Genomic DNA, 23993 nt, shown 5'->3' on the forward strand with positions numbered 1-23993 from the left:
ATCGCCTGTGTCGCTCCGAAACCGGAATTCGATCGACTGCGGGACGCTAAGCCCGACCTCACCTGCAATTGGTTTCGTCCGGAAATGTGGGCGGCGACCAGACCAATCCGGTAACCCGCTAGATGTCCGCAACGGGTCGTAAGCGGACCTTAGTCGCGATGGGGGCGAAGGCCGTGTGCCCGGCTGCATCGGGTGGGCAATCGACGGGTGCGGGTGGAGCGCAGCCTAGCGCAGCGGAGCATCACCTACACCTCCGGGCGATCGTGCCCTCCCCCCTACAGATCCTTGCGCCAGTAGATGCTGTCGAACCACTGGCCGCCGATCAGCCAGGTCTTTTCGGCGCGGCCGGTTTCGGTGAAGCCGTGGCGCTCGAGGAGGCGGATCGAGGGGGTGTTGCGGGGGTCGGTGTCGGCGGTGAGGAAGCGGCTGCCCATGCGGCGGCGATGGGCGAGGAAGGCGGCCATGGCCTCGCTCGCATAGCCCTTTCCCCAGTGCGCGGGATCGAAGAGGTAGCCGAAGTCGGGCAGCGCCCAGGCGCCGAACTTGCCGATCACGTCGCCATCGAGGGTGACGATGAAGTCGTCGCTCTCCTGCGGCGGGGAGAGCATCGAGCGGACCCAGTCGGCGGTCTCCTTGACGCTCTCGTGCGGGAGAGTCGACCAGTAGCGCATGGCCTCGGGGTCGCGCATGATGCGGTGCATCGGCGCGACGTCCTCGATCCGGGCGCGGCGCAGGACGAGCCGCTCGGTGGCGATCTGCTCAACCAGGGCGATGCTCCATCGCGCGGGCGAAGACATGCTCGAACATCGGCGCGGTGAGGCGGCCGGTATTCTGGTTGTAGCGGCTCGAATGATAGGTGCCGAGGAGGATCCGGCCGTCGGGCGCGGTGACCTCGCTGCCGTGGCCGAATGTGGCGTGCATCGGGCGAAGGCCGAGCGCGCGGGCGGTGGCGGTGTGGGCGATGGCGCCCAGCGCGACGAGCACGCGGACCTTCGGCAGCTGGCCGAGCGCGGCTTCGAAATAGGTGCGGCAGGTGGCGATCTCGGCGGGCTCGGGCTTGTTCTGCGGGGGCAGGCATTTGACCGCGTTGAAGATGAGCGCGCCGGTGAGGCGGACGTCGTCGGACGGGTCGGCCCGGTAGGTGCCGGTCGAGAGGCCGAATTTGGCGAGGGTCGCGTAGAGAAGGTCGCCGGCGAAGTCGCCGGTGAAGGGGCGGCCGGTGCGGTTGGCGCCCTGCTTGCCGGGCGCCATGCCGACGACGGCAAGCCAGGCGTCGGGATCGCCGAAGGCGGGCACGGGCGAATTCCACCAGCCGGGATGCTCGGCGCGGCATTCCTCGCGGAAGCGGACGAGGCGCGGGCAGAGCGGGCAGTCACGCGGGGCCTCGGCATGGGGAACGGGCGAGGCGACCGGGGCGGCGGGAAAGAGCATGGCCACTCCTTATCGTTCGTGCCGGGCGAAGTCGAAGCACCTTTCCGGTGGCTTGCCAGCGCCCGTCGACTTGGCTCAGGGCGAACGCAATGAAACAGAACACGCATCTCTACGCGATCGCGATCGGGTCGAACCGGCCGCACGGGCGGCATGGGCGGCCGGCGGGCGTGGTCGCGGCGGCGATCGCCGAGCTCGACCGGGCGTTCGGGCTGTTCGACGCCTCGCCGCTGCTGATCAATCCGGCGAGTGGGGGCGCGGGGCGCGACTTTGCCAACGCGGTGGCGGTGGTCGAGAGCAAGCTCGCGCCCGAGGCGATGCTGGCGGCCTTGAAGGCGACCGAGCGGGCGTTCGGGCGGCGCCCGGGCAAGCGCTGGGGCAGCCGCGTGCTCGATCTCGACCTCCTCGCCTGGGATGGCGGGCGGTGGCAGAGCCGCACCCTCACCATCCCCCACCCCAGACTCCACGAGCGGCCGTTCATGCTGCTTCCGCTGGCGGCGGTGGCGCCAGGCTGGCGGGTAAGCGACGGGCTCACCGCACGGCAGCTCGCAAGCCGCCTTGGCAAGCGCCGCGTTAGGCCCTAGGTGCGCCCTCGCGTGGGCCGTTAGCTCAGTCGGTAGAGCAGCTGACTTTTAATCAGCGGGTCGCTGGTTCGAGCCCAGCACGGCTCACGCCTTAGCCGTAATCGAACCAGCTTTATTGTGGTCGGCAGCGACGAGCGCCGCCTCCTGGTTCGAGCCCAGCACGGCTCACGCCTTTCTACAAAAAGCATGAACTCTTCGCGGACGCCTCGCGGTCAGCCTCTGCGGCGGACGGTGCCGATGAGAGCGTTGTCGACGGGCATGCTGCCTTCGGGCATCGAGAAGCGGAGCTTCTTGGCGGCCATGTCGATGGTGACGCTGTCGAATGCCTGCAGCGCGTTCATCCCGAGCAGCAAGGCGGGCCGGTCCATCAGGCCCATGGCGTTGAAGGTATGCGCGTCGGCGAAGGCGATCCCGAGGTCGGTGAAGCGGACCGAGCCGAGGTCGAGGCGGCGGACGAACATGTAGGAGGCGGCGAGCGTGCCGCCGGTGACCGAGCGCAGCTGGACCGGCTGATGGTCGGACAGGCCGCGGCGGCGCTCGAGCGCGCGGCGGAGCGCGTCATTGCCGATCGAGACTTCGGAGCCGGTGTCGAGGACCACGGTCAGGCGCTGGCCGTCGAGCTCGGCCTCGGTGACGATCAGCCGGCCGGCGCGGCGGCGGGCCTCGACCACGATCGCGTCGGGATCGACCAGCCGGCGCCCGCGGCTCGCCGGGGCGATCGAGAGCAGGCCCTTCTTGAAGTCGAAGCGGACCATCGCCGAGCGCAGGACGTCGGTGCCGAGAATGCCGTCGGCCCCGACATGGGCGGCGTCGAGCAGGGGAACGTTGAGGTCAGGGACCGCGCGGGTGGCGACCTTGAGGCCGCTGATCGAGGCGGTGGCGACGTCGGACAGGCCGGTGACGCTGTGGAGCCTGGCCGAGCGGCCGCGGGGCAGAGCGAGCCGGGTCGCCAGCTGGCGCGAGACGGCGGTGCTGTCGGCGCCGGTGTCGACCAGGAAGCGGAACGGGCCAGCCGCGCCGACGGTGACCGGGACGGTGAGCCGCGCGCCCGACAGGGCGGTCAGCGCGAGCTGTTCGGCGGTCGTGGGCGGTTCGGCGCCCGGGGTGGTGGTCGGCTCGAGCCGGGTGACGAGGCCGACCGGCGCGGGCGGAACGGCGACGGGAGCGGCGGGCGGAGCGGCGGCAAGCTGCACGGCGACGATCGCGAGGATCATGGGCGAAACTCCACACGGATTTGGTAGCATATTATCGGCTTTTCGGGCCCCGCGCCATCGCAACGCAAACCTTTGGGTAACCTTGCATCCGTAGGTTGGCAGCGTGGGGAAAGACGGTCGGACGCCAGTGCGGGCGGCCCGGGAGCTATAATGTGGAAGAGATGCCCGTCGACACGACCCTCTATTCTTTGAGCGACCAGGCCCCGCGCCCGGAGGAGCGGCGCGACGGCGAGCGTCACCTGACCCTGTTCCGGGTCGGCACCATGGTCGTCGAAGGTCGGCGCGAACTTTGCCTCATCAAGAATATTTCCGCCGGGGGCGCGATGCTCCGGCTCTACACCGGCGGGCTCAAGCCCGGAGTGCAGCTGACGGTCGAGCTCAAGTGCGGTCAGCCGCTGACGGGCAAGGTCGCCTGGGTCCAGCAGCCCAATGTCGGGCTGGTGTTCGACCGGCCGATCGACGTCATCGCCATGCTCAGCCAGAGCGAGGACGGACCGCGGCCGCGCATGCCGCGGATCGAGACGTCGTCCTTCGTCACCATCCGCGACGGCGCCACCGTGCACCGCGGGCGGGCGTGCGACATCAGCCAGGGCGGGATCAAGGTCGAGATCAAGGCCGAATTCCCGCGTAATGCCGAGGTCGTCGTGACCCTCCCCGGCCTTCCGCCGCAGCAGGCGATGGTGCGCTGGACCGACAATGGCTGCGCCGGAATCACCTTCAACCGACTGCTTCCGCTGCCGACCCTGATCGAGTGGCTGCGCAAGCAGCAGGGCGTGAGCCGGGCGGCCTGACGGCCTGCCCTCCGGCACTCATTCGTTTCCTAGCTTATTCCCCGGGAAGGTCGGGCGCGAGCGCCACGGCCCAGCGGGCGGCGGTCTGGCGCTCGGTCTCGGTCAGCGGCTGTGCGCCGAGACCCGGCCGGCGATAGCCCGGCGCGACCCGCGGGCGCGGGGTCGGGACGTGGCGAAGCAAGGCCTCGGGCGTCAGTGGGGCATTGAAATTGATGCCCGCGCGGGTGCCGCGCACCCAGATGACCTTGCCGCCGACGATGAGATCGCCGCGCTTAAAGCGGATTTCCGCGCCTTCGACCGGGAGCGTGTCCGCCTCGATCAGCGCGCCATCGGCCGACAGGTTGCGCAGCTTCACGTCGAGCGTCCGGCCGGAGAGTTCGATCACGGCCGTCAACAGGACGTTCGAACGACGCTCGCGCCGATTCTGTACCTGGCTGCTTTCATCCATAGTCGAGGGAACTAGCGGGCCGAGGTAAAACTTCATTTAACGCATGACGACACGACACACGCTTTTTCTGCTGCTGGCGACAGCCATATTCATCCTTCTCGGTGTGATCGGCGGGGCCGCCCTCCCCTTCGACGCCAATGTGGTGCGCTGGTGGTCCGACTGGCGGACGACCTCGCCGATGGGGACCGAGATACTGGTGTGGTTCACCCAGCTCGGGGGCTTCGCGGTGCTGCTGCCCGTGCTCGGCATCGCGCTCGCCTGGCTGTGGTGGCGCGGGCAGCGGCACGAGGCGTTGCTGCTGGGCGCGACGGTGCTGAGCGGGCGGCTTGCGGTCGAGGGGCTGAAATTGCTGGTCGGCCGGGCCCGGCCCAGCTTCGACGCGCATCCGGTGGTCGTGCTGTCGAACAGCTTTCCGAGCGCCCATGCCGGCAACAGCATGACGACCTATCTCGCGCTGGCGCTGTTCGCCGTGCCGGTCGAGTGGCGACGGCAGGCGGTGACGGGCGCGATCCTGCTGGCACTGGCGATCGGGGCGACGCGGCCGGTGCTTGGGGTCCACTGGCCGAGCGATGTCCTCGCGGGATGGCTGTTCGGGCTCGCTTGGGTGAGCGGCTGGTGGTGGCTCAGCCGGCGGCCACGAACCGCAGCATGAGATTGTTCGCCGGCATATTGCGGCGCTCGGCAAGGCGAAGCCCGCGCGCGGCGGCATCGCCGGCGAAGGCCTGGAGGTTGCGCAGGCCGTAGCTCGGGTCGCGCTCCTTCAGCGCCTGCTCGAAGGCGAGATTGGACGAAGCGAGCGGCTCTCCCGTCACCCGCCACGGCCCGTAGAGGATGAGCGGCGCGCCGGGAGGAAGGAGCCGCGCCGCCCCGTCGAGCAGGCCGGTGCTGGCCGCCGGGGGCGAGATGTGGACCAGGTTCACCACGAGGATCGCATCGGCGGTATCGACCGGCCAGTCCGGCGTCATGACGTCGAGCGGGAGCGGCGGGGCGAGGTTGGAAGTCCCCTCCTCTTCGCGCCAGGCGGCGATCGAGGCGCGTGCTTCGGGGTCGGGGTCGGTCGGCTGCCAGTGAAGGTCGGGAAAGGCCTCCGCGAAGAAGAGCGCATGTTCGCCGGTGCCGGCGGCAATTTCGAGGACCCGCCCGGTTGTAGGCAGCCAGTCGCGCAGGACGGCGAGGATGGGCTCGCGGTTGCGCAGGGCCGCGGGGGCGCTGCGCTTCACGGTCGGGCGACCTTGGCGGCGGTGCGGGCGCGTCGCTCGCGCACGATCAGCCAGAGGATGAGCCCGACCGGACCGGCAAGGAAGGTCAGCAGGAGGAAGGGCGCCTGGACGAGCCGGCCGAATCCCTTGTTGTCGGCGTCGCGGGCGATCCACAGGCCGACGAACAGGTCGAAGGCGAGATAATGGGTCCAGCCCACGACCACTCCGGCGTCGCTTCCGAACAGGGCGCGGATGCCGGCGATCGTGTAGTTCGAATAGTCGAATGGCGCGCTGCCGTTGCTGCCGGGATCGACCAGCCCGCCGAGCAGCATCACCATCAGCACGGCATAGGTCAGGCAGAGCAGGCCGACCCCGGCATAGAGGACGATGCTGAAGCCGAGCGCACGGCGCGGCAGGAAGAGCAGGATCGCCCAGCCGATCAGGGCGACGAGGTTGGTGAAGCCGAACAGCGAGGACCACATCAGGGAAGAGCCTTTCCGGCGAGAAGCGCGCGGACGCGCAGGGCAAGTTCGATCCGGGTCGCGATGATGGTGGCGGCGGCAAGGCCAAGCAAGCCATCGCCGACCATGGTCGCGGCGAGCGGGGCCGGACGGCCGGGCTCCCCTGCCCCATAATGCTGCTGGAGGAGGAAGCGCACGGCGACGATCCCGAGCAGCAGGAGGATGGCGGCGGGCGAGACCTGCTGGTGGATGCGGCCGCTCGAATCGCGGCGAAGCGCGATCAGCTTGCCCCGGTGCCAGCCGAGCACGATCCCATCCCCGATTCCGAGCAGCAAGGCGGCAAGCCCGAGCGGTGGCGGACGAAGCTGGACCAGTGCCGCGCCGAGGAGCGCGAGCACCAGCAAAGGCACGAACCACAAAGACCAGAGCCGCAGCGGCCGCTCGGTCCCCGCCCGCCGGAAGCGGATGAAGAAGATGACGGCGATCGTGAGGAGCGGTCCCCAGACCTTCCAGATCGCCGCCTCGTCGAACACGTCCTAGCGGTCGCCGATCTCGCTCGGGGTCGGGGCTTCGGCGGCGGCCGGAACAGGCTCCTTCCAGGCGACGACCGGCTTGCGCGCGGCAAGCGTCTCGTCGAGCCGGCGGCGCGGCGAATAATGCGGCGCCGACTTCAGGCTCTCGTCCCCGGCGCGGCAGCGTTCGGCGACCGAGCGGAGGGCCATGATGAACTGGTCAAGCGCGGCCTTGCTCTCGGTCTCGGTCGGTTCAACCAGCATCGCGCCATGCACCACCAGCGGGAAGTACATGGTCATCGGGTGATAGCCTTCGTCGATCAGCGCCTTGGCGAGATCGAGGGTGCTGATCCCGTCGGCGAAGCCCTTATCGCTGAACAGCGCCTCGTGCATGCACGGACCCGAATGAGCGAAGGGCGCGTCGAGCACGTCCTCGAGGCTGCGCAGGATGTAGTTGGCGTTGAGCACCGCATCCTCGGCGACCTGCTTCAGGCCGTCGGCGCCGTGGCTGAGGATGTACGAGAGGGCACGGGTGAACATGCCCATCTGACCGTGGAAGGCGGTCATCCGGCCAAAGGTGTGCGGATGCTCCTCACCGGCATCCTCTTCCTCGATGAGGAGGACGCTGCCGTCGGGCTGGCGCGCGGTGAAGGGCAAGGGACCGAAGGGCGACAGTGCCTCGGACAGGACCACCGGACCCGAGCCCGGGCCGCCGCCGCCGTGGGGCGTCGAGAAGGTCTTGTGGAGGTTGATGTGCATCGCGTCGACGCCGAGGTCGCCGGGACGGACCTTGCCGACGATCGCGTTGAAGTTGGCGCCGTCGCAATAGACGAAACCGCCCGCGGCATGGACCGCGTCGCTGATCGCCTTCATCTCCGGCTCGAACAGGCCGCAGGTGTTGGGATTGGTGATCATCACCGCGGCGACGTCGGGCCCGAGGCGGGCCTTCAGCGCCTCGAGGTCGACCCGGCCGGCCGAGGTCGCGGGGATATTCTCGACCCGGTAGCCGCAGAAGGCAGCGGTGGCGGGGTTGGTGCCGTGGGCGCTTTCGGGGACGAGCACGACCTGGCGGGCATCGCCGCGGGCCTCGAGCGCAGCGCGGATGCAGAGGAGGCCGCACAGCTCGCCATGGGCGCCGGCCTTGGGGCTCATCGCGACGCCGTGCATGCCGGTCAGGTCGATCAGCCAGAAGGCGAGCTGATTGATGAGCTCGAGCGCGCCCTTCACCGTTTCCTTGGGCGCGAGCGGGTGAATGTCGGCGAAGCCGGGGAGCCGGGCCATCTTCTCGTTCAGGCGCGGATTGTGCTTCATCGTGCACGAGCCGAGCGGGAAGAGACCGAGGTCGATCGCGTAATTCTGGCGCGACAGGCGGGTATAGTGGCGGACCGTCTCGGGCTCGGTCAGGCCGGGAAGTCCGATCGGGTCGCTACGCAGCAGGGCCGACAGGCCGCTTTTGGGCGCAGCGTCGGCGGCGGCGATGTCGACGCCGGTGGTCTCGCTGTCGCCGATCTCGAAGATCAGCGCTTCCTCGAGCATCAGCGCGCGATTGCCGGTGTCGGTGGCGCCGGCGATCGGCGTGGTGGGCTTCCAGCCGCTCTGGTTGATGGTCACTTGGCTGCCTCCGTCAGCGCGCTCACCAGCGCGTCCATGTCTTCGTCGGTCGCGGTTTCGGTCACCGCGACCACCAGTCCCTTCTTGAGCGCGTCGACGCCGGGATAGAGCCGGCCGAGCGACACGCCGCCGAGCACGCCCTGCTCGACCATCCGGTGGACGGCTGGGCGAGCCTCGACCGGGAGCTCGAGGGTGAATTCATTGAAGAAGAGATCGTTGACCAGCCGCACGCCGGGGATGGCGGCGAGCCGCTCGGCCAAGGCGGCGGCGCGGGCGTGATTGAGCTCGGCCAGCTGGCGGAGGCCCTTTTCGCCGAGCAGGGTCATGTGGATCGAGAAGGCCAGCGCGCACAGCCCCGAGTTGGTGCAGATGTTACTGGTCGCCTTCTCGCGGCGGATGTGCTGCTCGCGGGTCGAGAGGGTGAGGACGAAGCCGCGCTTGCCGTCGGCGTCGATGGTCTCGCCCGCGATCCGGCCGGGCATCTGGCGGATATGCTTTTCGCGGCAGGCGAACAGGCCGACATAGGGGCCACCGAAGTTGAGGCCGACGCCGATCGACTGGCCTTCGCCGACGACGATGTCGGCCCCCATTTCGCCGGGCGACTTGAGGAGGCCGAGCGCGACGGGCTCGGTGACGACCACGATCAGCAGCGCGCCCTTGGCATGGGCGGCGTCGGCGAGGCCCGAAAGGTCGGCGACGCGGCCGAGAATGTCGGGATACTGGACGACCACCGCGCTGGTGTCGCCGTCGATGCGGCCGGCGAGGTCGTCGAGGTCCAGCTCGGCCGAGAGCGTCGGAGTCGCGGTCTCGAGCGTGTCGCCGGTGAACTTCGCCATCGTCTCGCAGACCGAGACATAATGGGGATGAAGGCCATCGCTGATCAGCGTCTTGGCCTTGCGCGTGATGCGGCGGGCCATGCCGATCGCTTCCCAGCAGGCGGTCGAGCCGTCGTACATCGAGGCGTTGGCGACCTCGCAGCCCATCAGGCGCGCGACCTGGCTCTGGAATTCGAACAGGACCTGCAGCGTGCCCTGCGCGATCTCGGGCTGGTAGGGCGTGTAGGCGGTCAGGAACTCGCCGCGCTGGATCAGATGGTCGACGCTGGCTGGAACGTGATGCTTGTAGGCGCCGCAGCCTAGGAAGAAGGGCACCTCGCCCGCCGGCACGTTCTTGCGTGCCAGAGCGGTGAGCTGGCGCTCGACTGAAAGCTCGGAGGCGTGCAGCGGGAGGTCGCGGATCGGGCCGTCGAGACGGGCCTCCTCGGGCACGTCGCGGAACAGGTCGTCGACATGGCCGACGCCGATCGTTTCGAGCATCGCCGAGCGGTCGGCATCGGACAGGGGAAGATAGCGCATCTAGGGCTTTCTCATGGTGAAGCGGAGACGGACGTAATCGGCGGTGGTGCTGCCGTGGCGGCGGGCGACGGCAGCGGCGATGGCGGGACGTAACTCGAGCGGGACGCCAGCCCGGTCGAGCCAACCGGCACGGAAGGCGAGGACCCAGCCCTCGACGCCATGCTCGAGCTCGGTGGGGCGATCGATCAGTTCGGCATCGATGTCGCGGAAGCCGGCGGCCTCGTAGATTTCGGCGAACTCGTCGGGGGTCGGATACCAATTGGCGGCATAGGTCGGCGGACCGAAACCGCGCTCGACCAGCTCGTCGTCGAGATGCTGGCGAAGCGCGGCGAGATTGCCCGCCCCGCCCATCTCGCCGACGAAGCGGCCGCCGAACTTGAGCGCGAACCAGATGGCCCGGGCGGCGCGCTCCTTGTCGAGCACCCAGTGGAGTGTCGCGTTGGAGAAGGCCGCGTCGAAGGCTTCGGCGAAGCGCAGGTCGGCGACGTCCATCAGCCGGGCGTCGAGCCCCTTAGCCTTGGCCGCGCCGATCATCGACAGGCTGTTGTCGATCCCCACCACCTCGGCCCCGGCTTCCTTGATCCGGAGCGTGAGCGTGCCGTCACCGCAGCCGACGTCGAGGATATGCTCGCCCCGCTGAGGAGCGAGCAGGTCGAGCGCCGCGGCGCCGAGCGCGGGGACGAAGCCGCCGACGCGGGCATAGTCGGCGGCGTCCCAGGACGAGGTGGAGAGGATGGTGGTCATGAATTCAACAACCCAGTTCGTTCGTGCTGAGCGAAGTCGAAGCACGCGCGCGCAGGCGCCCTTCGACTTCGCTCAGGGCGAACGAATTTTGGGTCGGCTCGATCAAAGGGTCTCGACCCAGGCACGGTAGGCGGCTTCGTCCATCAGGCCGTCGAGCTCGGACGGGTTCGACAGGCGGAGCTTGAAGAACCAGCCCTGGCCTTCGGGGTCCGAATTGATGATCGAGGGGTCATCGCCGATCGCCGGGTTGGTCTCGGTGACCTCACCCGAGGCGGGGGCATAGACGTCGCTGGCGGCCTTGACCGATTCGACCACGGCAGCGTCGCCGCCCTTGGTCAGCTGCTTGCCGGCGTCGGGCGCCTCGGCGAACACGATGTCGCCGAGCTGGCTCTGGGCGTGGTCGGTGATGCCGACGGTCGCGGTGTCACCCTCGACGCGGATCCACTCGTGTTCCTTGGTGAAATAGAGGCTCATGCGGTCTTCCCCTTGCGATGATATTGGTGCGGAACGAACGGCAGCGTCGCGACGGTGCCGCGAAACAGCTTGCCGCGCTGTTCGATGGTGAGGCCGGTGCCGGGCGCGGCCAGCGCGGTCGCGACATAGCCCATGCCGATCGGCGCCTCGAGGCTGGGCGAGAAGCCGCCGCTGGTGACCCGGCCGATTTCATTGCCCTCGTCGTCGAGGATCAGGGCGCCTTCGCGGACCGGCTGGCGACCCTCGACGGTGAAGCCGACGCGCTTGCTGACGGCACCCTGCTCAAGTTCGCCGAGGATCCGCTCGGACCCGGCGAACCCGCCTTCGGCGCGGCGACGCTTGTTGATCGCAAAGAGGAGGTCGGCGGCGACCGGCGTGGTCGCTTCGTCGAGGTCGTGGCCGTAGAGCGGGAGACCGGCTTCGAGCCGGAGCGAATCGCGGGCGCCGAGCCCGATCGCCCGGACCCTTTCGTCGGCGAGGAGGAGGTCGGCGACCGCATCGGCGGCAGCGGCGGGAATCGAGATCTCGACCCCGTCCTCGCCGGTATAGCCCGAACGACTGATCCAGGCCTCGGTCCCGCCGACGGTGAAGGCGCCCGCCTGCATGAAGCCGAGGTCGGCGATGCCCGGCGCATGCGAGGCGATCACCGCCACGGCGTCGGGACCCTGAAGCGCGAGGAGGGCTTGGTCGGCGAGATAGGTGAAGGGGATGCCGGCGGCCTCGAGCACGGCCATGTCACCTTCTTTGGTCGCGCCGTTGACCACGAGATACCAACCGTCGGACCGCTTCGTGATCATCAGGTCGTCGACGATCCCGCCGGCGGCGTTGAGCAGCAGGCTGTACTTCGGCCGCGCCTCGTTCATCGCCTGGAGGTCACCCGGCAAAAGGGTCTCGAGCGCCCCGACGGCGTCGAGGGGGACGATTAGCTGGCCCATGTGGCTGACGTCGAACAGCCCAGCATGGGTCCGGGTCCAGCGGTGCTCGGCGATGATGCCCTCATACTGGACCGGCATGTGGTAGCCGGCGAAGGGCACCATCCGGCCGCCGCGGGCGCGATGCCAGGCGTCGAGCGGGAGGGTCTGAAGTTCGGTATCGAGGACGTCGGCCACGGTCAGTCTACTCCGGCAGGTTCGGCTTCCCACCGCCCCGGACGGACGAAATGGAAGCGTGCGAACCCCCGTCTGTCCCTTTGCGCCTGAGAGCTTTCCCCCGCCCGGTCAGGCGAGATTACCCCTTCGGCGGCCGAACCCATGGCGACACGGGCGCGGCACTTTCCAGACGACCTTCGACCCCGCGCGGTCCTTCTGCCTGAGAGATTCCGGGGGCGGTTGCTCCTTCGGCGCCCTGGTCGAGCCAAGGCCTCTCCCGCGCGAGTCGCCCGGCGTTGCCGCCGGACTGGCTGGCTGCGGCTCTAGAGGGGGCCGTCCCCAAGTCAACGCGCCTTGAGGTCAGGTGTGAAGATTCCACGTGGGGCGGCCGCGGAGCTGTGATAGCTTCCGCGACGCATTGTCAGGGGGATATGATCGATGCGTCTTGCTGCTCTTCTGCTCGCCACCACGCTCGGCCTCGCCGCGGCGGCTCCGGCGCATGCCGACACCGTCTGCGAATGGATGGACTTTGCCCGCAAGGCGCTGCCGCAGGGGCAGGGCCAGGGGGGATCGCAACTGACCATCGTCCGCGACGGCAAGGGCGATCATGACGAGACCAAGGTCGCGCTGGCGATCTTCGAGGCGCTGAACGCGATCGACCATCGTTATCGCTCCTATGTCGGCATGCCGGTCGGCGCGGCGGATGCCGACCAGCAGACGGCGGCGATCACCGCGGCGACCGAGATGCTCTACGCGCTGGCGCCGGCCAACAAGACCGCGGTCAAGGAAAGCTACGATCTCGCCATGGCAGGGATCGCCGACGGAGCGGCCAAGGCCACTGCGATGGCGATCGGCAAGAAGGCGGCGGCTGCGGTGATCGCCATTCCCGACATGGATTCGACGGTCGCTCAGGTCGCCTATCGGCCGGTGACCCTTCCCGGCCAGTGGGTCCAGACCGCGCTTCCCGCGACCGGCCCTTATTCGGTCGCCTATCGGCCGTGGGTCCTCAAGAGCGCGAGCGAGGTCCGCCCGCCGGCGCCCCCTGCCCTCACCAGCGACCGCTACGCCCGCGACCTCAACGAGGTGAAACGGGTCGGCATGATGGCGAGCAAGGAGCGGACCGCGACCGAGACGCTGATGGCGCGCTACCGGATCAACAGCGACGAAATGCCCGCGCTGCGCGGGATGATGGATCAGGTCGGGCGGCGGCTGGTCGACAATGCGCGGGTGTTCGCGCTCTACGACATGATCGGCGACGATGCCGGCATGGCGATGGCCGACGGCAAGCTCCACTACAATTTCTGGCGGCCGATCACGGCGATCCGCAATGCCGACAAGGACGACAATCCCGCGACCGAGGCCGACCCGGGCTGGCTGCCGCTGATCAATACGCCGGGGCATCCCGAATATCCGTGCGGCCATTGCATCGGCGCGGGCGCGGTCGCCGAGCTGATGACCGCGGTCGGCGGCAAGAAGCCGGCGTGGGGCGTCCGGATCGCGAGCGGATCGCTCGGGACGTCGGCGGTGCAGGTGACGCCCGACTGGGACGAATGGGCCCGGCAGGTCAGCTATTCGCGGACCCTCGGCGGAGTCCATTATCGCTTCAGCAACGAGGCGGGCGAGGCGATGGGGCGCAAGGTCGCGCGGCTCGGGCTGGAGCGGGCGCTCCAGCCGCTGCCGCCGGGCGAGGCCCGTCCCGCCTCCTAGCGGGTGGCGTTGTAGCGGACCTGGTCGGCGGTGAGCTGGAAGCCGACCAGCTGCTCGTAGGTGGCGCGGGCCACGGCCGAACGGATCTTCGGATCGGTCAGCGGATCGACCGCGGCGTCGGCGTCCCCGGGCTTGCGCTCGCGGGTCAGTTCGCGCTGGACGTCGGCAGGCAGCGCGACGGCCGAGCGAAGCACGCGGACGGTCGCCTGGCTGTTGGTCTGCGCGCGCTGCGAGCCCGCCGGGAAGTCGAGCGCGACCGCACCGACCTTCTTGGCGATGATGTTGGTCCCGCCCTGAACGGCGACGGCGAAGAAGGGCAGCACGACCTGGCGTGCCGGGCCGGCGTCGCGGCGGGTGGCGACGACATCGAAGGTCGCCGTGCTGACGACGTTCTGCGTGTCCTCGGTGCAGGTCGAGCGGAGATTGGTGATGGTCGCGACCACGTCGATGGCGCGGCTGTCGCGGCTTCCGGCGGGATCGAACAGGGTGACGTCGCCGGTCGCGGCCGGGATCGCCACCTGCGGGCAGCCGGTCCGGGTGACATAAACTCCGCCGTCGGCGATCTGGCCATCCTTGGCGCAGGCAGCGAGGGCAAGGACGAGGGCGGCGGCCGGCAGGGCACGAAGCGACATCTTCATGGGTACAGGCTCATAGGAAGGCCCTTCTCGGCAGGCAAGCGATGCCTTACATGGCCGCCATGCTTGAAGGCCGTTCCCCGCTCCATCTGATCATCGCCGCACCGCGCGGTTTCTGCGCCGGCGTGGAGCGGGCGATCCGCATCGTCGAGCTGGCGCTCGAGCGCTACGGGGCGCCGGTCTATGTCCGGCACGAGATCGTCCACAACAAATATGTGGTCGACCGGCTGAAGGCGATGGGTGCGATCTTCGTCAAGGAAGTGAGCGAGGTGCCCGACGGCGTGCCGGTGGTCTTTTCCGCCCATGGCGTGCCCAAGACCGTCCCGGCCGAGGCGCGGGATCGCGGCCTCGACTATCTCGACGCGACCTGCCCGCTGGTCAGCAAGGTGCACCGCCAGGCGCAGCGGCTGATCGAGGCCGGGCGGCACATCATCTTCATCGGCCATGCCGGCCACCCGGAAGTGATCGGCACCTTCGGGCAGGTGCCCGCGGGCGCGATGACCCTGGTCGAGACCGAGGAGGATGTCGCGACGCTGAGCGTCGCCGATCCCGAGAATCTCGCCTTCCTGACCCAAACCACGCTGTCGGTCGACGACACGGCGGCGATCGTTGCCGCGCTCCATGCGCGCTTCCCCTCGATCAAGGCGCCGCGCGGCGAGGACATCTGCTACGCGACCTCCAACCGCCAGGCGGCGGTCAAGGCGATCGTCCCCAAGGTCGACAAGATGCTGGTGATCGGCGCGCCCAACAGCTCGAATTCGCTCCGTCTCGCCGAAGTCGCCGAGCGCGAGGGCGTGTCCGCCCGGCTGATCCAGCGCGCCGTCGAGATCGACTGGGAGTGGCTGGGCAAGCCGAGCGCGATCGGGCTGACCGCCGGGGCGAGCGCGCCCGAGGTGCTGGTCGACGAAGTGATCGAGGCGCTCTCCGAGCGGTTCCTCCTAACGACCGAGGAAGCCGAGCATGTCCCCGAGGGGCTGACCTTCAAGCTGCCGCGCGAACTGGTCGCGTGACCGCCGCTCCCGTCGACCTGCCGAGGGTCGAGATGTTCACCGACGGAGCCTGCAAGGGCAATCCGGGGCCGGGTGGCTGGGGCGTCCTCATCCGCATGGGCGCGCGCGAGAAGGAATTGTCGGGGGGCGAAGCGCACACCACCAACAACCGAATGGAGCTGTTGGCCGCGATCGAGGGGCTGAAGGCGCTCACCCGTCCGTGCCACGTCACGCTGTCGACCGACAGCATGTATGTCCGCGACGGGATCACCAAGTGGGTCCACAACTGGCGCCGCAACGGCTGGCGGACCAGCGACAAGAAGCCGGTCAAGAATGCCGAGCTGTGGCAGGCCTTGTGCGATGCGGCCGAGCGGCACCGGATCGACTGGAAGTGGGTCAAGGGCCACGCCGGCCATGAAGAGAATGAGCGGGTCGACGAGCTCGCCTGCGCCGCGGCGGCGGCGATCCGCGGCTAGCGGAAGCGCGCCGGATCGTAGGTAGCGGGGTCGATCCCTAAAGGTACGCAATCCTCGCCGAGCAGGATGGCGGCGCCGAGCGCTGCGGCGGCAGGCGCGGTCTGGATCCCGAAGCCGCCCTGCCCCACACACCAGAAGAAGCCACGGCATGACGGCTCGACGCCGATCGCCGGGATGCGGTCGGGAGTGAAGGTGCGAAGTCCGGCCCAGCGCCGCTCGACCTTCTCGATTCGCCAGTCCACCACCTGCTGGAAGCGATCGATCGCCAGCGCGACGTCGAGCTCCTCGGGCGCGGCGTCGCACGGAGCGCAATCGCTCTCGTCGTGCGGGCTGAGCCAGAGCGAGCGGTCGCCTTCACCCTTGAAATAGAAAGTGCCGTCGGCGGCGATGACGAGCGGCAGACTGCGCAGGCCTGAGCGGTCGACGCGCAACTGGACCATGGTGCGGCGCTTCGGGGTGAGGCCGAGGGGAGCGATGCCGCAGGCGGTGGCGACCGAATCGCCCCAGGCGCCGGCGGCATCGACGATGACCGAGGCGATGAGGCTGCTGCCGTCGGCCAGCTCGACTGACCAGGCGCCATCCTTCCAGCGCGCCGACCGGAGGGCGGTCCCGAGGCGCAGGCTGGCACCGGCGCGTCGGGCGGCGGCGAGCTGGTCGGCATGGAGTCGCGCGACATCGATGTCGGCGAGATTCGCTTCCCACCCGCCGTGGGTCCATTGCGGATCGATCCCGGGCAGGTGGGCGGAAAGACCGGCACGATCGAGTGGCTCGACCGCCACACCTTCGACCAGATCAAGCGATTCGCCGTCACGGGCGACATGGAGCGCGCCGCGGGGTGAAAGATAGCCGCCGGCCTCGAGCGCGGGGCGGCTGGCGCGGCTCAGCGGCGCGACCAGGGGGCCGCCATAACCTTCATGCCAGAAAGCGGCGGAGCGCCCGGTGCTGTGGTAGCCCGGCTGGTCCTCCGCCTCGACGATCAGCAGCCGGCGCCGGTCCGCGACCGCCGCGGCGAGCCCCGCCCCGGCGATCCCCGCACCGACGATCAGCAGGTCGACGTCACTCATCGCTGCGGCGGTTACGGCTTGGAAAGGCCTTTCGTCCAGTCTTGCCCTTGCCAGCGAGCCGGGGGGCCCGACGGCAAAGTTCGCCGAACCATATCTTAACCATTTTGGCCGATTGGTTCGGCAGTCGAAAAGTTTCCTACGTGAGTGAGGAAGGGGCGGAAGTCGCCATGGATGTGAAGAAGATCGCGCTTCTGGTGGGAGCGTTGCTGGTTGCGGCGGTGACGGCCGTCATGGCCAAGAATATGTTCACCGGCGCTTCCGCGCCCGAGGCCCAGGCCGCTGCGGTTCCGCAGGGGCCCAAGATCCTGGTGGCGAAGAAGCCGCTTCCGGTCGGCACTATTGTCGACGCGGAAAGCTTCACCTTCCAGCCTTGGCCGGCCGAGCTCATGCAGCAGGCTTATTATTCGGAAGGCGCGCCCGACGCGGACGCCGGCAAGCTGATCGGCATGGTGGTGCGCAATCCCATCACCGCCGGCCAGCCGCTGACCCGCGGCACGCTGGTCGGTCCGCAGGATCGCGGCTTCCTCGCCGCGGCGCTCGGGCCGGGCATGCGGGCGATCACCGTTCCCGTCAGCGACACCGCGGGCGTGGCCGGCTTCGTCTTCCCGGGTGACCGGGTCGACCTGGTCCTGACCCAGGAGGTCGAGGGTGGCGGCGACGGTCCGGCGCTCAACGTCTCCGAAACGATCGTCCGCAACCTACGCGTTCTTGCCACCGACCAGCGGGTCGACAGCAAGGGCGACGACGGCAAGCCGGTGGTCAAGACCTTCACCAACGTGACCTTCGAAGTCACGCCCAAGATCGCCGAGAAGATCGCGGTCGCGGACAAGATCGGTGATCTTAGCCTGACCCTGCGCAGCCTCGCCGACAGCACCGCCGACCTCGAGCGAATGGTCGCGAGCGGCCAGGTCAAGGTCCCGGCGGGCACCAATCCGGCCGAGGAGCGCAAGATGCTGCTGGCGATCGCCAACCAGCCGATCGACGCCGCGCCGACCTATGCCACCGGTGGCGACGTGTCGCGCTTCCAGCGCCGCACCGTCCCCGCCAAGCAGTCCGACCGTGCGTCGGAGGCGGTCTCGGCGATCGGCAAGATGACCGGTGAGATGATCCGTGCGGCCCAGGGGGGTGCACCGGCCGGCCAGGGCGGCGCTGCCCCGAGCGGTCCGGTCGTCCGGGTCGCCCGCGGCAACAATGTCACCTTCGTTCCAGTGGGGGCTCGCTAACATGAGCAAGGTTCGCAACTCCAAGGGTGGACTGGCTTCGGCCTTCGCCGCCCTGGCCCTCGGCGTCTCGACGCTGAGCCTGGCCGCCGCTCCCGCCGCCGCGCAGCCGATGGCCGCGCGTCCGTCGGAGACCCTCAACCTCTCGCAGAACACGGGCACCATGGTCCGGCTGTCGTCCCCGATGAGCGACCTGTTCGTCGCCAACGACTCGATCGCCGACGTCCAGGTCCGCTCGTCGAACCAGCTCTACATCTTCGGCAAGGCCCGGGGTGAGACGACGGTGTATGCGACCGACAAGTCGGGCCGGGTGGTCTATGCCGCCAACGTCCGGGTCGGGAACAACATCAGCTCGGTCGACGAGATGCTGCGCCTGGCGATGCCCGAAGCCCAGGTCCAGGCGACCCCGATGAACGGCCTCGTGCTGCTCACCGGCACCGTCTCCTCTCCCGAGGATGTGGCCGAGGCCCAGCGCCTGGTGCAGGCCTATGTCGGCGACACCACTCAGGTGGTCAGCCGGCTCCGCTCGGCGGTGCCGCTGCAGGTCACCCTGCGGGTCAAGATCGCCGAGGTGAACCGCTCGGTCCTCAAGCAGGTCGGCGTCAACCTCCTCGGCGTCGGCAACGGCTTCTCGGTCGCGCAGGGCGACGGCATCTACCTGCCGCCGGTCGGCTCGGGCGATGACACGGGCGGCAACGATGCCGGGAAGGTCATCCGCGGCGCGATCGGCACCACCTTCGGCCTCAGCAAGCGCTTCCTCGGCCTCGACCTCGTCGGCCGCCTGCAGCTCGCCGAGACCGATGGCCTGGTGACCACGCTCGCCGAGCCGAACCTGACCGCGCTGTCGGGCGAGACCGCGAGCTTCCTCGCGGGCGGCGAATTCCCGATCCCGGTAAGCCAGGGCGTCGGCGGTGCGATCACCATCGAATACAAGCAATATGGTGTCGGCCTCGCCTTCACCCCGGTGGTGCTGGCCGATGGCCGGATCTCGATGCGGGTCCGTCCGGAAGTCAGCGAGCTCAGCAACGAAGGGTCGCTTCGCCTCAACGGCTTCGACGTCCCCGCGCTGACCACCCGCCGCGCCGAAACGACGGTCGAGCTCGGCTCGGGCCAGAGCTTCATGCTCGCCGGCCTGCTCCGCGCCAACAACCAGAATGCGATCGAGAAGGCGCCGTTCCTCGGCGACCTGCCGATCCTCGGCACCCTGTTCCGCTCGCGCAGCTATCGCAAGGCCGAGACCGAGCTGGTGATCGTGGTCACGCCGTATCTGGTGCGTCCGGTCAACGGCAAGATACCGACCCCGGTCGACGGCTTCCGCAACCCGCGTGACGGCACGGCGGTGTTCGAAGGCCAGACTTACAGCGGGGTTTCGGGTCCGCGTCCGGTCGCGATCGCGCCGCGTCCCGGCATGGCCGTCGCCGGTGGCGCCGCCTCGGGCAGCACTGCGGTCACGGCGCCGGTTCCGGCCCCTGCCCCCGGCTTCAAGTTCTGATCGCCCCGAGCACAAGGACGTTCTCCATGACGAACAAGCTTTCCTTCCTGCTCCTCGCCTCGGCGGCCCTGGCTGGTTGCCAGGTCCACCGCGGAGTCGATGAGCCCGCGCGGGGCATCGTGCCGGTCAACGAGCCGGTCGTCTCGCGCGCCGACTATGTGTTCGATGCGGCGGCGCCGGGCGGAAGCCTCGACCCGAGCGAGGCCGCGCGCCTCGACGGCTGGTTCCGCGGGCTCGAGCTCAGCTACGGCGACGTGGTCAGCGTCGACGGCGTGGACGGGCCGGCCGCCCGGGCCGACGTCGCCCGGGTCGCGGGCCGCTATGGCATGCTGGTGTCGGACGGCGCCCCGGTGACCCCGGGCGTGATCGCTCCGGGCACGGTCCGGGTGGTGGTCAGCCGCACCCGCGCCGACGTGCCCGGCTGCCCCAACTGGTCCAAGCCGAGCAACCCCAACTTCAACAACGAGCTGATGAGCAACTACGGGTGCGCCGTGAACGGTGCGCTGGCGGCGATGGTCGCCAACCCGAACGACCTCATCAGCGGCCGTGACACCGGCGGGGTGATCGATCCCCGCACCGGAGTCCGCGCGATCGAGTCCTATCGTTCGCAGAAGCCGACCGGCGAAGGCGGGCTGAAGGACATCTCCACCAAGTCGGGAGGCAAGTGATGAACGCCCCGTTTCAGTCCCGTGCCGGGCTGCGTGACCCCTTCACCGCATTCGTCTGCGACGATGCGACCGCCGACATGCTGCGCCCGGTCGCGGTCGAGCATGGCTGGAGCCCGGAGAAGGTCAACAAGGGCGGGCTGCGCAACGCGGTCCAGTCGCTGTCGGTCTCGGCCAGCCCGAACATCCTGTTCGTCGACCTGTCGGAATCGGCCGACCCGCTGAACGACATCAACGCGCTCGCCGAAGTCTGCGAGCCGGGGACGATCGTGATCGCGGCGGGCCAGGTGAATGACGTGCGCCTCTACCGCGACCTGCTCGCGAGCGGCATCCACGACTATCTCCTCAAGCCGTTCAACGTCGACCAGCTGCGCGACACCTTCGCCAATGCCCAGATGATCCTGTCGGGTCCGCGGGGCGAGGCGCAGGCCGACAAGCCGCACATCATGGCTGCCGTCATGGGCGTCCGTGGTGGCGTGGGCGCCTCGACCGTGGCGACCTCGCTGGCCTGGATGCTGGGCTCGCGGGCGCAGCGTTCGACCGCGCTCCTCGACCTCGACATCCACTTCGGGACCGGCGCCCTCGCGCTCGACCTGGAGCCGGGCCGCGGCCTGACCGACGCGATCGAGAATCCGAGCCGCATCGACGGCCTGTTCATCGAGCGCGCGATGGTCCGCTGCAACGAGCGCCTCAGCGTGCTATCGGCCGAAGCTCCGATCAACCAGCCGCTGATGACCGACGGAACCGCCTTCTTCCAGCTCCAGGAGGAGATGAAGAATGCGTTCGAGTCGACCGTGCTCGACCTCCCGCGGCACATGCTCATCCAGTATCCGCACATGGTCCACGACGCCCATGTCGCGGTGGTGGTGAGCGAGCTGACCCTGGCGGCGACCCGCGACACGATCCGGATCCTCGCCTGGCTCAAGAGCAATGCGCCGCAGACCAAGGTCATCGTGGTCGCCAACCGCGTCCCCTCGGGCGGCGCGCTGGAGATCAGCCGCAAGGACTTCGAGCAGTCGATCGAGCGCAAGGTGGACATCGTCGTCGGCGAAGACGGCAAGACCGCCGCGCAGGCGGCCAAGCTCGGCAAGCCGGTCGCGGAAATCGCCACCGGCAAGTCGGCGGCGCCCTACACCCAGCTGTGCAACATGGTGCTGAGCCATGCCACCGAGGACGGGGCGGGCGACGTGGCCAAGGCGAGCAGCCCGACGGGCGGCGCCAAGGGCCTGGTCGACAGCCTGAAGTCGGTGCTGGCGAAGCAGCCGAAGGCGGCGGCGGCCTGAACGGCCGCCTCCGTCCCATCCGCTTGATGATTTGAGGAACGGCGAATGTCCCTAACGCTCCTGCTGCTCGGCCTCGGCCTGTTCGGTACGCTGGCGCTCGCCGTCGTGGCCTTCTCCGGCCCGAGCGCCGGCAAGGCGACCAAGCGCCGCCTCGAACTGATCAAGGAGCGGCACGCCGAGGGCAATCTCGCGGTCGCGGCCAACGCCCAGATCCGCAAGCTGTTCGCCAATCGCAACAGCAAGGTCGAAGGCTGGTTCTCGACGCTGGTCCCGAAGCCGGCGCTGATGCGCCAGCGGCTCGAGCGGACCGGCAAGAACATCTCGCTCGGCAAATATGCCATGATCAGCGTCGGTCTGGCGGTCGGCATTGCCGCGCTGCTGATGTTCGAAGGCATGCCGCTGCCGCTGTCGCTGTTGTTCGGCATGTTCGTCGGGATCGGTCTCCCGCACCTGGTCGTCAGCAAGATGATCACGCGCCGGATCAAGGCCTTCAACTCCAATTTCCCGGACGCGATCGAACTGATGGTCCGCGGCCTTCGCTCGGGTCTTCCGATCACCGAGACGCTGAGCGTCGTCGCAGGCGAAGTGCCGGGCCCGGTCGGGTTCGAATTCCGCACCGTCAGCGACAAGATGAAGATCGGCCGGACCATGGAAGCGGCGCTTCAGGATACGGCCGATCGCCTCGGCACGCCCGAATTCCAGTTTTTCGTCATCACGCTGGCGATCCAGCGCGAGACGGGCGGCAACCTGGCGGAAACGCTGTCGAACCTGTCCGACGTGCTCCGCAAGCGCGCGCAGATGCGACTGAAGATCCGGGCGATGAGCTCGGAAGCCAAGGCCTCGGCGATGATCGTCGGCGCCCTGCCCTTCATCGTGTTCACGCTCGTCTACCTGCTGAACCCCAATTACATGGGCGGCTTCTTCACCGAGCAGCGCCTGATCGTGGCCGGCATCGGCGCGCTCGTGTGGATGGGCATCGGCGTGGCCATCATGGCCAAGATGGTCAATTTCGAGATCTAGGGGGCGTTTGAGAACCATGGAACCCGTAGCTTCCGGGCCTACCCTCCTCGGCGTCGACGTCATCTGGGTCGCGACCCTGCTGACCGCCGTCGCGACCATGGCGGTCCTGATCGCCATCTACGCCGCGACCACCGTTCGCGACCCGATGGCGCGCCGCGTCAAGGCGCTCAACGAGCGGCGCGAGCAGCTCAAGGCCGGCATCGTCGCCTCGACCAACAAGCGCAAGAAGCTCACCAACAAGAACCAGGCGGCCGACAAGGTCCGCGGGATCCTGTCGAGCTTCAAGCTGATCCAGGATTCGCAGCTGCAGGTCATCCAGACCAAGCTGCTCCAGGCCGGCATCCGCACGAAGGACCTTGCCTTCTTCATCATCTTCGGCCGGCTGATCATGCCGGTCGTGCTGGGCGGCGCCGCGATCATGGCGGTCTATGTCTTCGACAGCTTCCCCGAGTGGGGCGCGTTCAAGAAGTACGCGCTCGTCGCGGGTACGCTGATCGGCAGCTACAAGGCACCCGACCTGTGGCTGAAGAACAAGATCACCAAGCGCAGCAATGCGATCCGCAAGGGTCTTCCCGACGCGCTCGACCTCCTGGTCATCTGCGCCGAGGCCGGTCTCACCGTCGACGCCGCCTTCGGCCGGGTCGCGCGTGAACTGGGCAAGGCCTATCCCGAACTCGGCGACGAATTCGGCCTGACCGCGATCGAGCTGGGCTTCCTCAACGAGCGGCGCCAGGCGTTCGACAATCTCGCCAGCCGCGTCGATCTCGAGGCGGTGCGCGGGGTGGTCACGACCATGATCCAGACCGAGAAATACGGCACGCCTTTGGCCTCGGCCCTGCGCGTCCTCTCGGCCGAGTTCCGCAACGAGCGCATGATGCGCGCCGAGGAAAAGGCCGCGCGCCTGCCGGCGATCATGACCGTACCGCTGATCCTGTTCATCCTGCCGGTGCTGTTCGTCGTCATCCTCGGCCCGGCAGCCTGCTCGATCAGCGACAGCATGATCGGCGGCGGCGGAAGCTAAGGCCGATACGAACCGGGGTGGGCACCTCGGGGCGGCCGGTGGGGAACCATCGGCCGCCCTTTTCGTCTCAGTCGTTACGCTTGGACAAAGACAGAGGGACCCTCGATGACGACCTTCACCACGGACCAGTGGATCATCATCGGCCTGGTATTCGTGCTCGGCCTTCTGGTCGGCATGTGGGCCACCAGCGGCGGACGCCGCAAGTGGAAGAACCGCTACAACGAAGAGCTGACGCAGCGCAGAGCGCTCGACACGCGCTTCAAGGAGCGGGAGACGCACTGGACCGCGCAGGAGCAGGAATGGCGCGAGCGTGACGCCCGCCGCGAGGAAGAACTTCGCAGCCGTCCCGTCGCCGCTCCGGTCGCCGCGCGCGAGACCTACGTCGAGGACCGCGGCGTTCGCCGCGATCTCGACCGTGACGGCGTGCCGGACGATTACGACCGCCGCCCGCTCGACGGCGACCGCCGCTAAGTGAGATGGACCCCCTTCCGCCCAGCGCGGGAGGGGGTTTT

General features: G+C 68.7%; 27 protein-coding genes, 1 tRNA gene and 1 riboswitch. Of the genes, 14 read left to right on the forward strand and 14 right to left on the reverse strand.

Annotated features, from left to right (window positions below; genetic code table 11):
* Nucleotides 1-275: 275 nt before the first annotated feature.
* Together AC4GYU_RS00005 and AC4GYU_RS00010 are read right to left on the reverse strand one after the other, a co-directional pair.
* Nucleotides 276-797 (reverse strand): GNAT family N-acetyltransferase, encoded by a 522-nt coding sequence (locus AC4GYU_RS00005; RefSeq protein ID WP_491084874.1) that lies wholly within the window; start codon nt 795-797, stop codon nt 276-278.
* Complete coding sequence (locus tag AC4GYU_RS00010) at nt 760-1431, reverse strand: uracil-DNA glycosylase (protein ID WP_491084875.1); 672 nt, start codon at nt 1429-1431, stop codon at nt 760-762. Before AC4GYU_RS00010 ends, AC4GYU_RS00005 begins: the two co-directional genes overlap by 38 nt.
* Before the next feature lie 89 nt (nt 1432-1520).
* Between AC4GYU_RS00010 and folK the strand changes: the two genes are divergently transcribed.
* Nucleotides 1521-2012, forward strand: coding sequence for a 2-amino-4-hydroxy-6-hydroxymethyldihydropteridine diphosphokinase (folK, locus tag AC4GYU_RS00015; RefSeq protein ID WP_491084876.1), 492 nt, complete (start codon nt 1521-1523; stop codon nt 2010-2012).
* 14 nt (nt 2013-2026) lie between these two features.
* Nucleotides 2027-2099: transfer RNA gene (locus AC4GYU_RS00020), tRNA-Lys, on the forward strand.
* A 125-nt stretch (nt 2100-2224) separates the two neighbouring features.
* On the opposite strand, the gene AC4GYU_RS00025 is transcribed toward AC4GYU_RS00020, so the two are convergent.
* Nucleotides 2225-3226, reverse strand: coding sequence for an aspartyl protease family protein (locus tag AC4GYU_RS00025; RefSeq protein WP_491084877.1), 1002 nt, complete (start codon nt 3224-3226; stop codon nt 2225-2227).
* 161 nt (nt 3227-3387) lie between these two features.
* Between AC4GYU_RS00025 and AC4GYU_RS00030 the strand changes: the two genes are divergently transcribed.
* The gene (locus AC4GYU_RS00030) at nt 3388-4017 is read left to right on the forward strand and encodes a PilZ domain-containing protein (RefSeq protein WP_491086846.1); all 630 of its coding nucleotides are present in this window, start codon (nt 3388-3390) and stop codon (nt 4015-4017) included.
* 34 nt (nt 4018-4051) lie between these two features.
* Here AC4GYU_RS00030 and AC4GYU_RS00035 read toward each other — a convergent pair whose 3' ends face one another.
* Nucleotides 4052-4465, reverse strand: a complete 414-nt coding sequence (locus tag AC4GYU_RS00035) for a PilZ domain-containing protein (protein ID WP_491084878.1) — start codon at nt 4463-4465, stop codon at nt 4052-4054.
* A gap of 43 nt (nt 4466-4508) precedes the next feature.
* On the opposite strand from AC4GYU_RS00035, the gene AC4GYU_RS00040 reads away from it, so the two are divergent.
* Nucleotides 4509-5117 carry a phosphatase PAP2 family protein gene (locus AC4GYU_RS00040; protein ID WP_491084879.1) on the forward strand — a complete coding sequence of 203 codons (609 nt, stop codon included), beginning with the start codon at nt 4509-4511 and terminating at the stop codon, nt 5115-5117.
* Here AC4GYU_RS00040 and AC4GYU_RS00045 read toward each other — a convergent pair.
* The 8 genes from AC4GYU_RS00045 to gcvT form a co-directional block, all read right to left on the reverse strand.
* Nucleotides 5089-5685, reverse strand: coding sequence for a DUF938 domain-containing protein (locus AC4GYU_RS00045; RefSeq protein ID WP_491084880.1), 597 nt, complete (start codon nt 5683-5685; stop codon nt 5089-5091). The two genes, AC4GYU_RS00040 and AC4GYU_RS00045, sit on opposite strands and share 29 nt — an antisense overlap.
* A complete protein-coding gene (locus tag AC4GYU_RS00050; RefSeq protein ID WP_491084881.1) occupies nt 5682-6146 on the reverse strand; it encodes an ABA4-like family protein in 465 nt (154 codons plus the stop codon). The genes AC4GYU_RS00045 and AC4GYU_RS00050 overlap by 4 nt, the downstream gene beginning before the upstream one ends.
* Nucleotides 6146-6658, reverse strand: a complete 513-nt coding sequence (locus AC4GYU_RS00055) for a CcdC protein domain-containing protein (protein ID WP_491084882.1) — start codon at nt 6656-6658, stop codon at nt 6146-6148. The genes AC4GYU_RS00050 and AC4GYU_RS00055 overlap by 1 nt, the downstream gene beginning before the upstream one ends.
* A 3-nt stretch (nt 6659-6661) precedes the next feature.
* Nucleotides 6662-8248, reverse strand: a complete 1587-nt coding sequence (gene gcvPB / locus AC4GYU_RS00060; protein WP_491084883.1) for an aminomethyl-transferring glycine dehydrogenase subunit GcvPB — start codon at nt 8246-8248, stop codon at nt 6662-6664.
* Complete coding sequence (gene gcvPA, locus AC4GYU_RS00065; RefSeq protein WP_491084884.1) at nt 8245-9603, reverse strand: aminomethyl-transferring glycine dehydrogenase subunit GcvPA; 1359 nt, start codon at nt 9601-9603, stop codon at nt 8245-8247. Before gcvPA ends, gcvPB begins: the two co-directional genes overlap by 4 nt.
* Nucleotides 9604-10347, reverse strand: coding sequence for a class I SAM-dependent methyltransferase (locus tag AC4GYU_RS00070; protein ID WP_491084885.1), 744 nt, complete (start codon nt 10345-10347; stop codon nt 9604-9606).
* A 102-nt stretch (nt 10348-10449) separates the two neighbouring features.
* Entirely contained in the window at nt 10450-10821 is a 372-nt protein-coding gene (gene gcvH, locus AC4GYU_RS00075; protein WP_491084886.1) for a glycine cleavage system protein GcvH, read from the reverse strand.
* On the reverse strand, nt 10818-11936 hold the full coding sequence (gcvT, locus tag AC4GYU_RS00080; RefSeq protein ID WP_491086847.1) for a glycine cleavage system aminomethyltransferase GcvT: 1119 nt from the start codon (nt 11934-11936) through the stop codon (nt 10818-10820). The genes gcvH and gcvT overlap by 4 nt, the downstream gene beginning before the upstream one ends.
* A 171-nt stretch (nt 11937-12107) precedes the next feature.
* A riboswitch (glycine riboswitch) is annotated at nt 12108-12199 on the reverse strand.
* A 148-nt stretch (nt 12200-12347) separates the two neighbouring features.
* Between gcvT and AC4GYU_RS00085 the strand changes: the two genes are divergently transcribed.
* Entirely contained in the window at nt 12348-13616 is a 1269-nt protein-coding gene (locus tag AC4GYU_RS00085; RefSeq protein ID WP_491084887.1) for a vanadium-dependent haloperoxidase, read from the forward strand.
* Here AC4GYU_RS00085 and AC4GYU_RS00090 read toward each other — a convergent pair.
* On the reverse strand, nt 13613-14254 hold the full coding sequence (locus AC4GYU_RS00090) for a hypothetical protein (RefSeq protein WP_491084888.1): 642 nt from the start codon (nt 14252-14254) through the stop codon (nt 13613-13615). The genes AC4GYU_RS00085 and AC4GYU_RS00090 overlap by 4 nt on opposite strands.
* A gap of 50 nt (nt 14255-14304) precedes the next feature.
* On the opposite strand from AC4GYU_RS00090, the gene ispH reads away from it, so the two are divergent.
* Together ispH and rnhA are read left to right on the forward strand one after the other, a co-directional pair.
* On the forward strand, nt 14305-15261 hold the full coding sequence (ispH, locus tag AC4GYU_RS00095) for a 4-hydroxy-3-methylbut-2-enyl diphosphate reductase (RefSeq protein ID WP_491084889.1): 957 nt from the start codon (nt 14305-14307) through the stop codon (nt 15259-15261).
* 32 nt (nt 15262-15293) lie between these two features.
* The gene (gene rnhA, locus AC4GYU_RS00100) at nt 15294-15716 is read left to right on the forward strand and encodes a ribonuclease HI (RefSeq protein WP_491086848.1); all 423 of its coding nucleotides are present in this window, start codon (nt 15294-15296) and stop codon (nt 15714-15716) included.
* Here rnhA and AC4GYU_RS00105 read toward each other — a convergent pair.
* Nucleotides 15713-16780 (reverse strand): NAD(P)/FAD-dependent oxidoreductase, encoded by a 1068-nt coding sequence (locus AC4GYU_RS00105; protein ID WP_491084890.1) that lies wholly within the window; start codon nt 16778-16780, stop codon nt 15713-15715. The two genes, rnhA and AC4GYU_RS00105, sit on opposite strands and share 4 nt — an antisense overlap.
* 167 nt (nt 16781-16947) lie before the next feature.
* On the opposite strand from AC4GYU_RS00105, the gene cpaB reads away from it, so the two are divergent.
* From cpaB to AC4GYU_RS00140, 7 genes are all read left to right on the forward strand, one after another.
* Nucleotides 16948-18003 carry a Flp pilus assembly protein CpaB gene (gene cpaB, locus AC4GYU_RS00110; RefSeq protein ID WP_491086849.1) on the forward strand — a complete coding sequence of 352 codons (1056 nt, stop codon included), beginning with the start codon at nt 16948-16950 and terminating at the stop codon, nt 18001-18003.
* A gap of 1 nt (nt 18004) precedes the next feature.
* The gene (locus AC4GYU_RS00115; RefSeq protein WP_491084891.1) at nt 18005-19492 is read left to right on the forward strand and encodes a type II and III secretion system protein family protein; all 1488 of its coding nucleotides are present in this window, start codon (nt 18005-18007) and stop codon (nt 19490-19492) included.
* Nucleotides 19493-19518: 26 nt separating this feature from the next.
* Entirely contained in the window at nt 19519-20160 is a 642-nt protein-coding gene (locus tag AC4GYU_RS00120; RefSeq protein WP_491084892.1) for a CpaD family pilus assembly protein, read from the forward strand.
* Entirely contained in the window at nt 20160-21440 is a 1281-nt protein-coding gene (locus AC4GYU_RS00125) for a CpaE/TadZ family protein (RefSeq protein WP_491084893.1), read from the forward strand. The genes AC4GYU_RS00120 and AC4GYU_RS00125 overlap by 1 nt, the downstream gene beginning before the upstream one ends.
* A gap of 45 nt (nt 21441-21485) precedes the next feature.
* Nucleotides 21486-22460 carry a type II secretion system F family protein gene (locus AC4GYU_RS00130; RefSeq protein WP_491084894.1) on the forward strand — a complete coding sequence of 325 codons (975 nt, stop codon included), beginning with the start codon at nt 21486-21488 and terminating at the stop codon, nt 22458-22460.
* Nucleotides 22461-22476: 16 nt separating this feature from the next.
* Nucleotides 22477-23481 (forward strand): type II secretion system F family protein, encoded by a 1005-nt coding sequence (locus AC4GYU_RS00135; RefSeq protein WP_491084895.1) that lies wholly within the window; start codon nt 22477-22479, stop codon nt 23479-23481.
* Nucleotides 23482-23586: 105 nt separating this feature from the next.
* Complete coding sequence (locus AC4GYU_RS00140) at nt 23587-23952, forward strand: hypothetical protein (RefSeq protein ID WP_491084896.1); 366 nt, start codon at nt 23587-23589, stop codon at nt 23950-23952.
* The last annotated feature ends 41 nt before the right edge of the window (nt 23953-23993 follow it).

This window comes from Sphingomonas sp. SP2 (assembly GCF_058313385.1).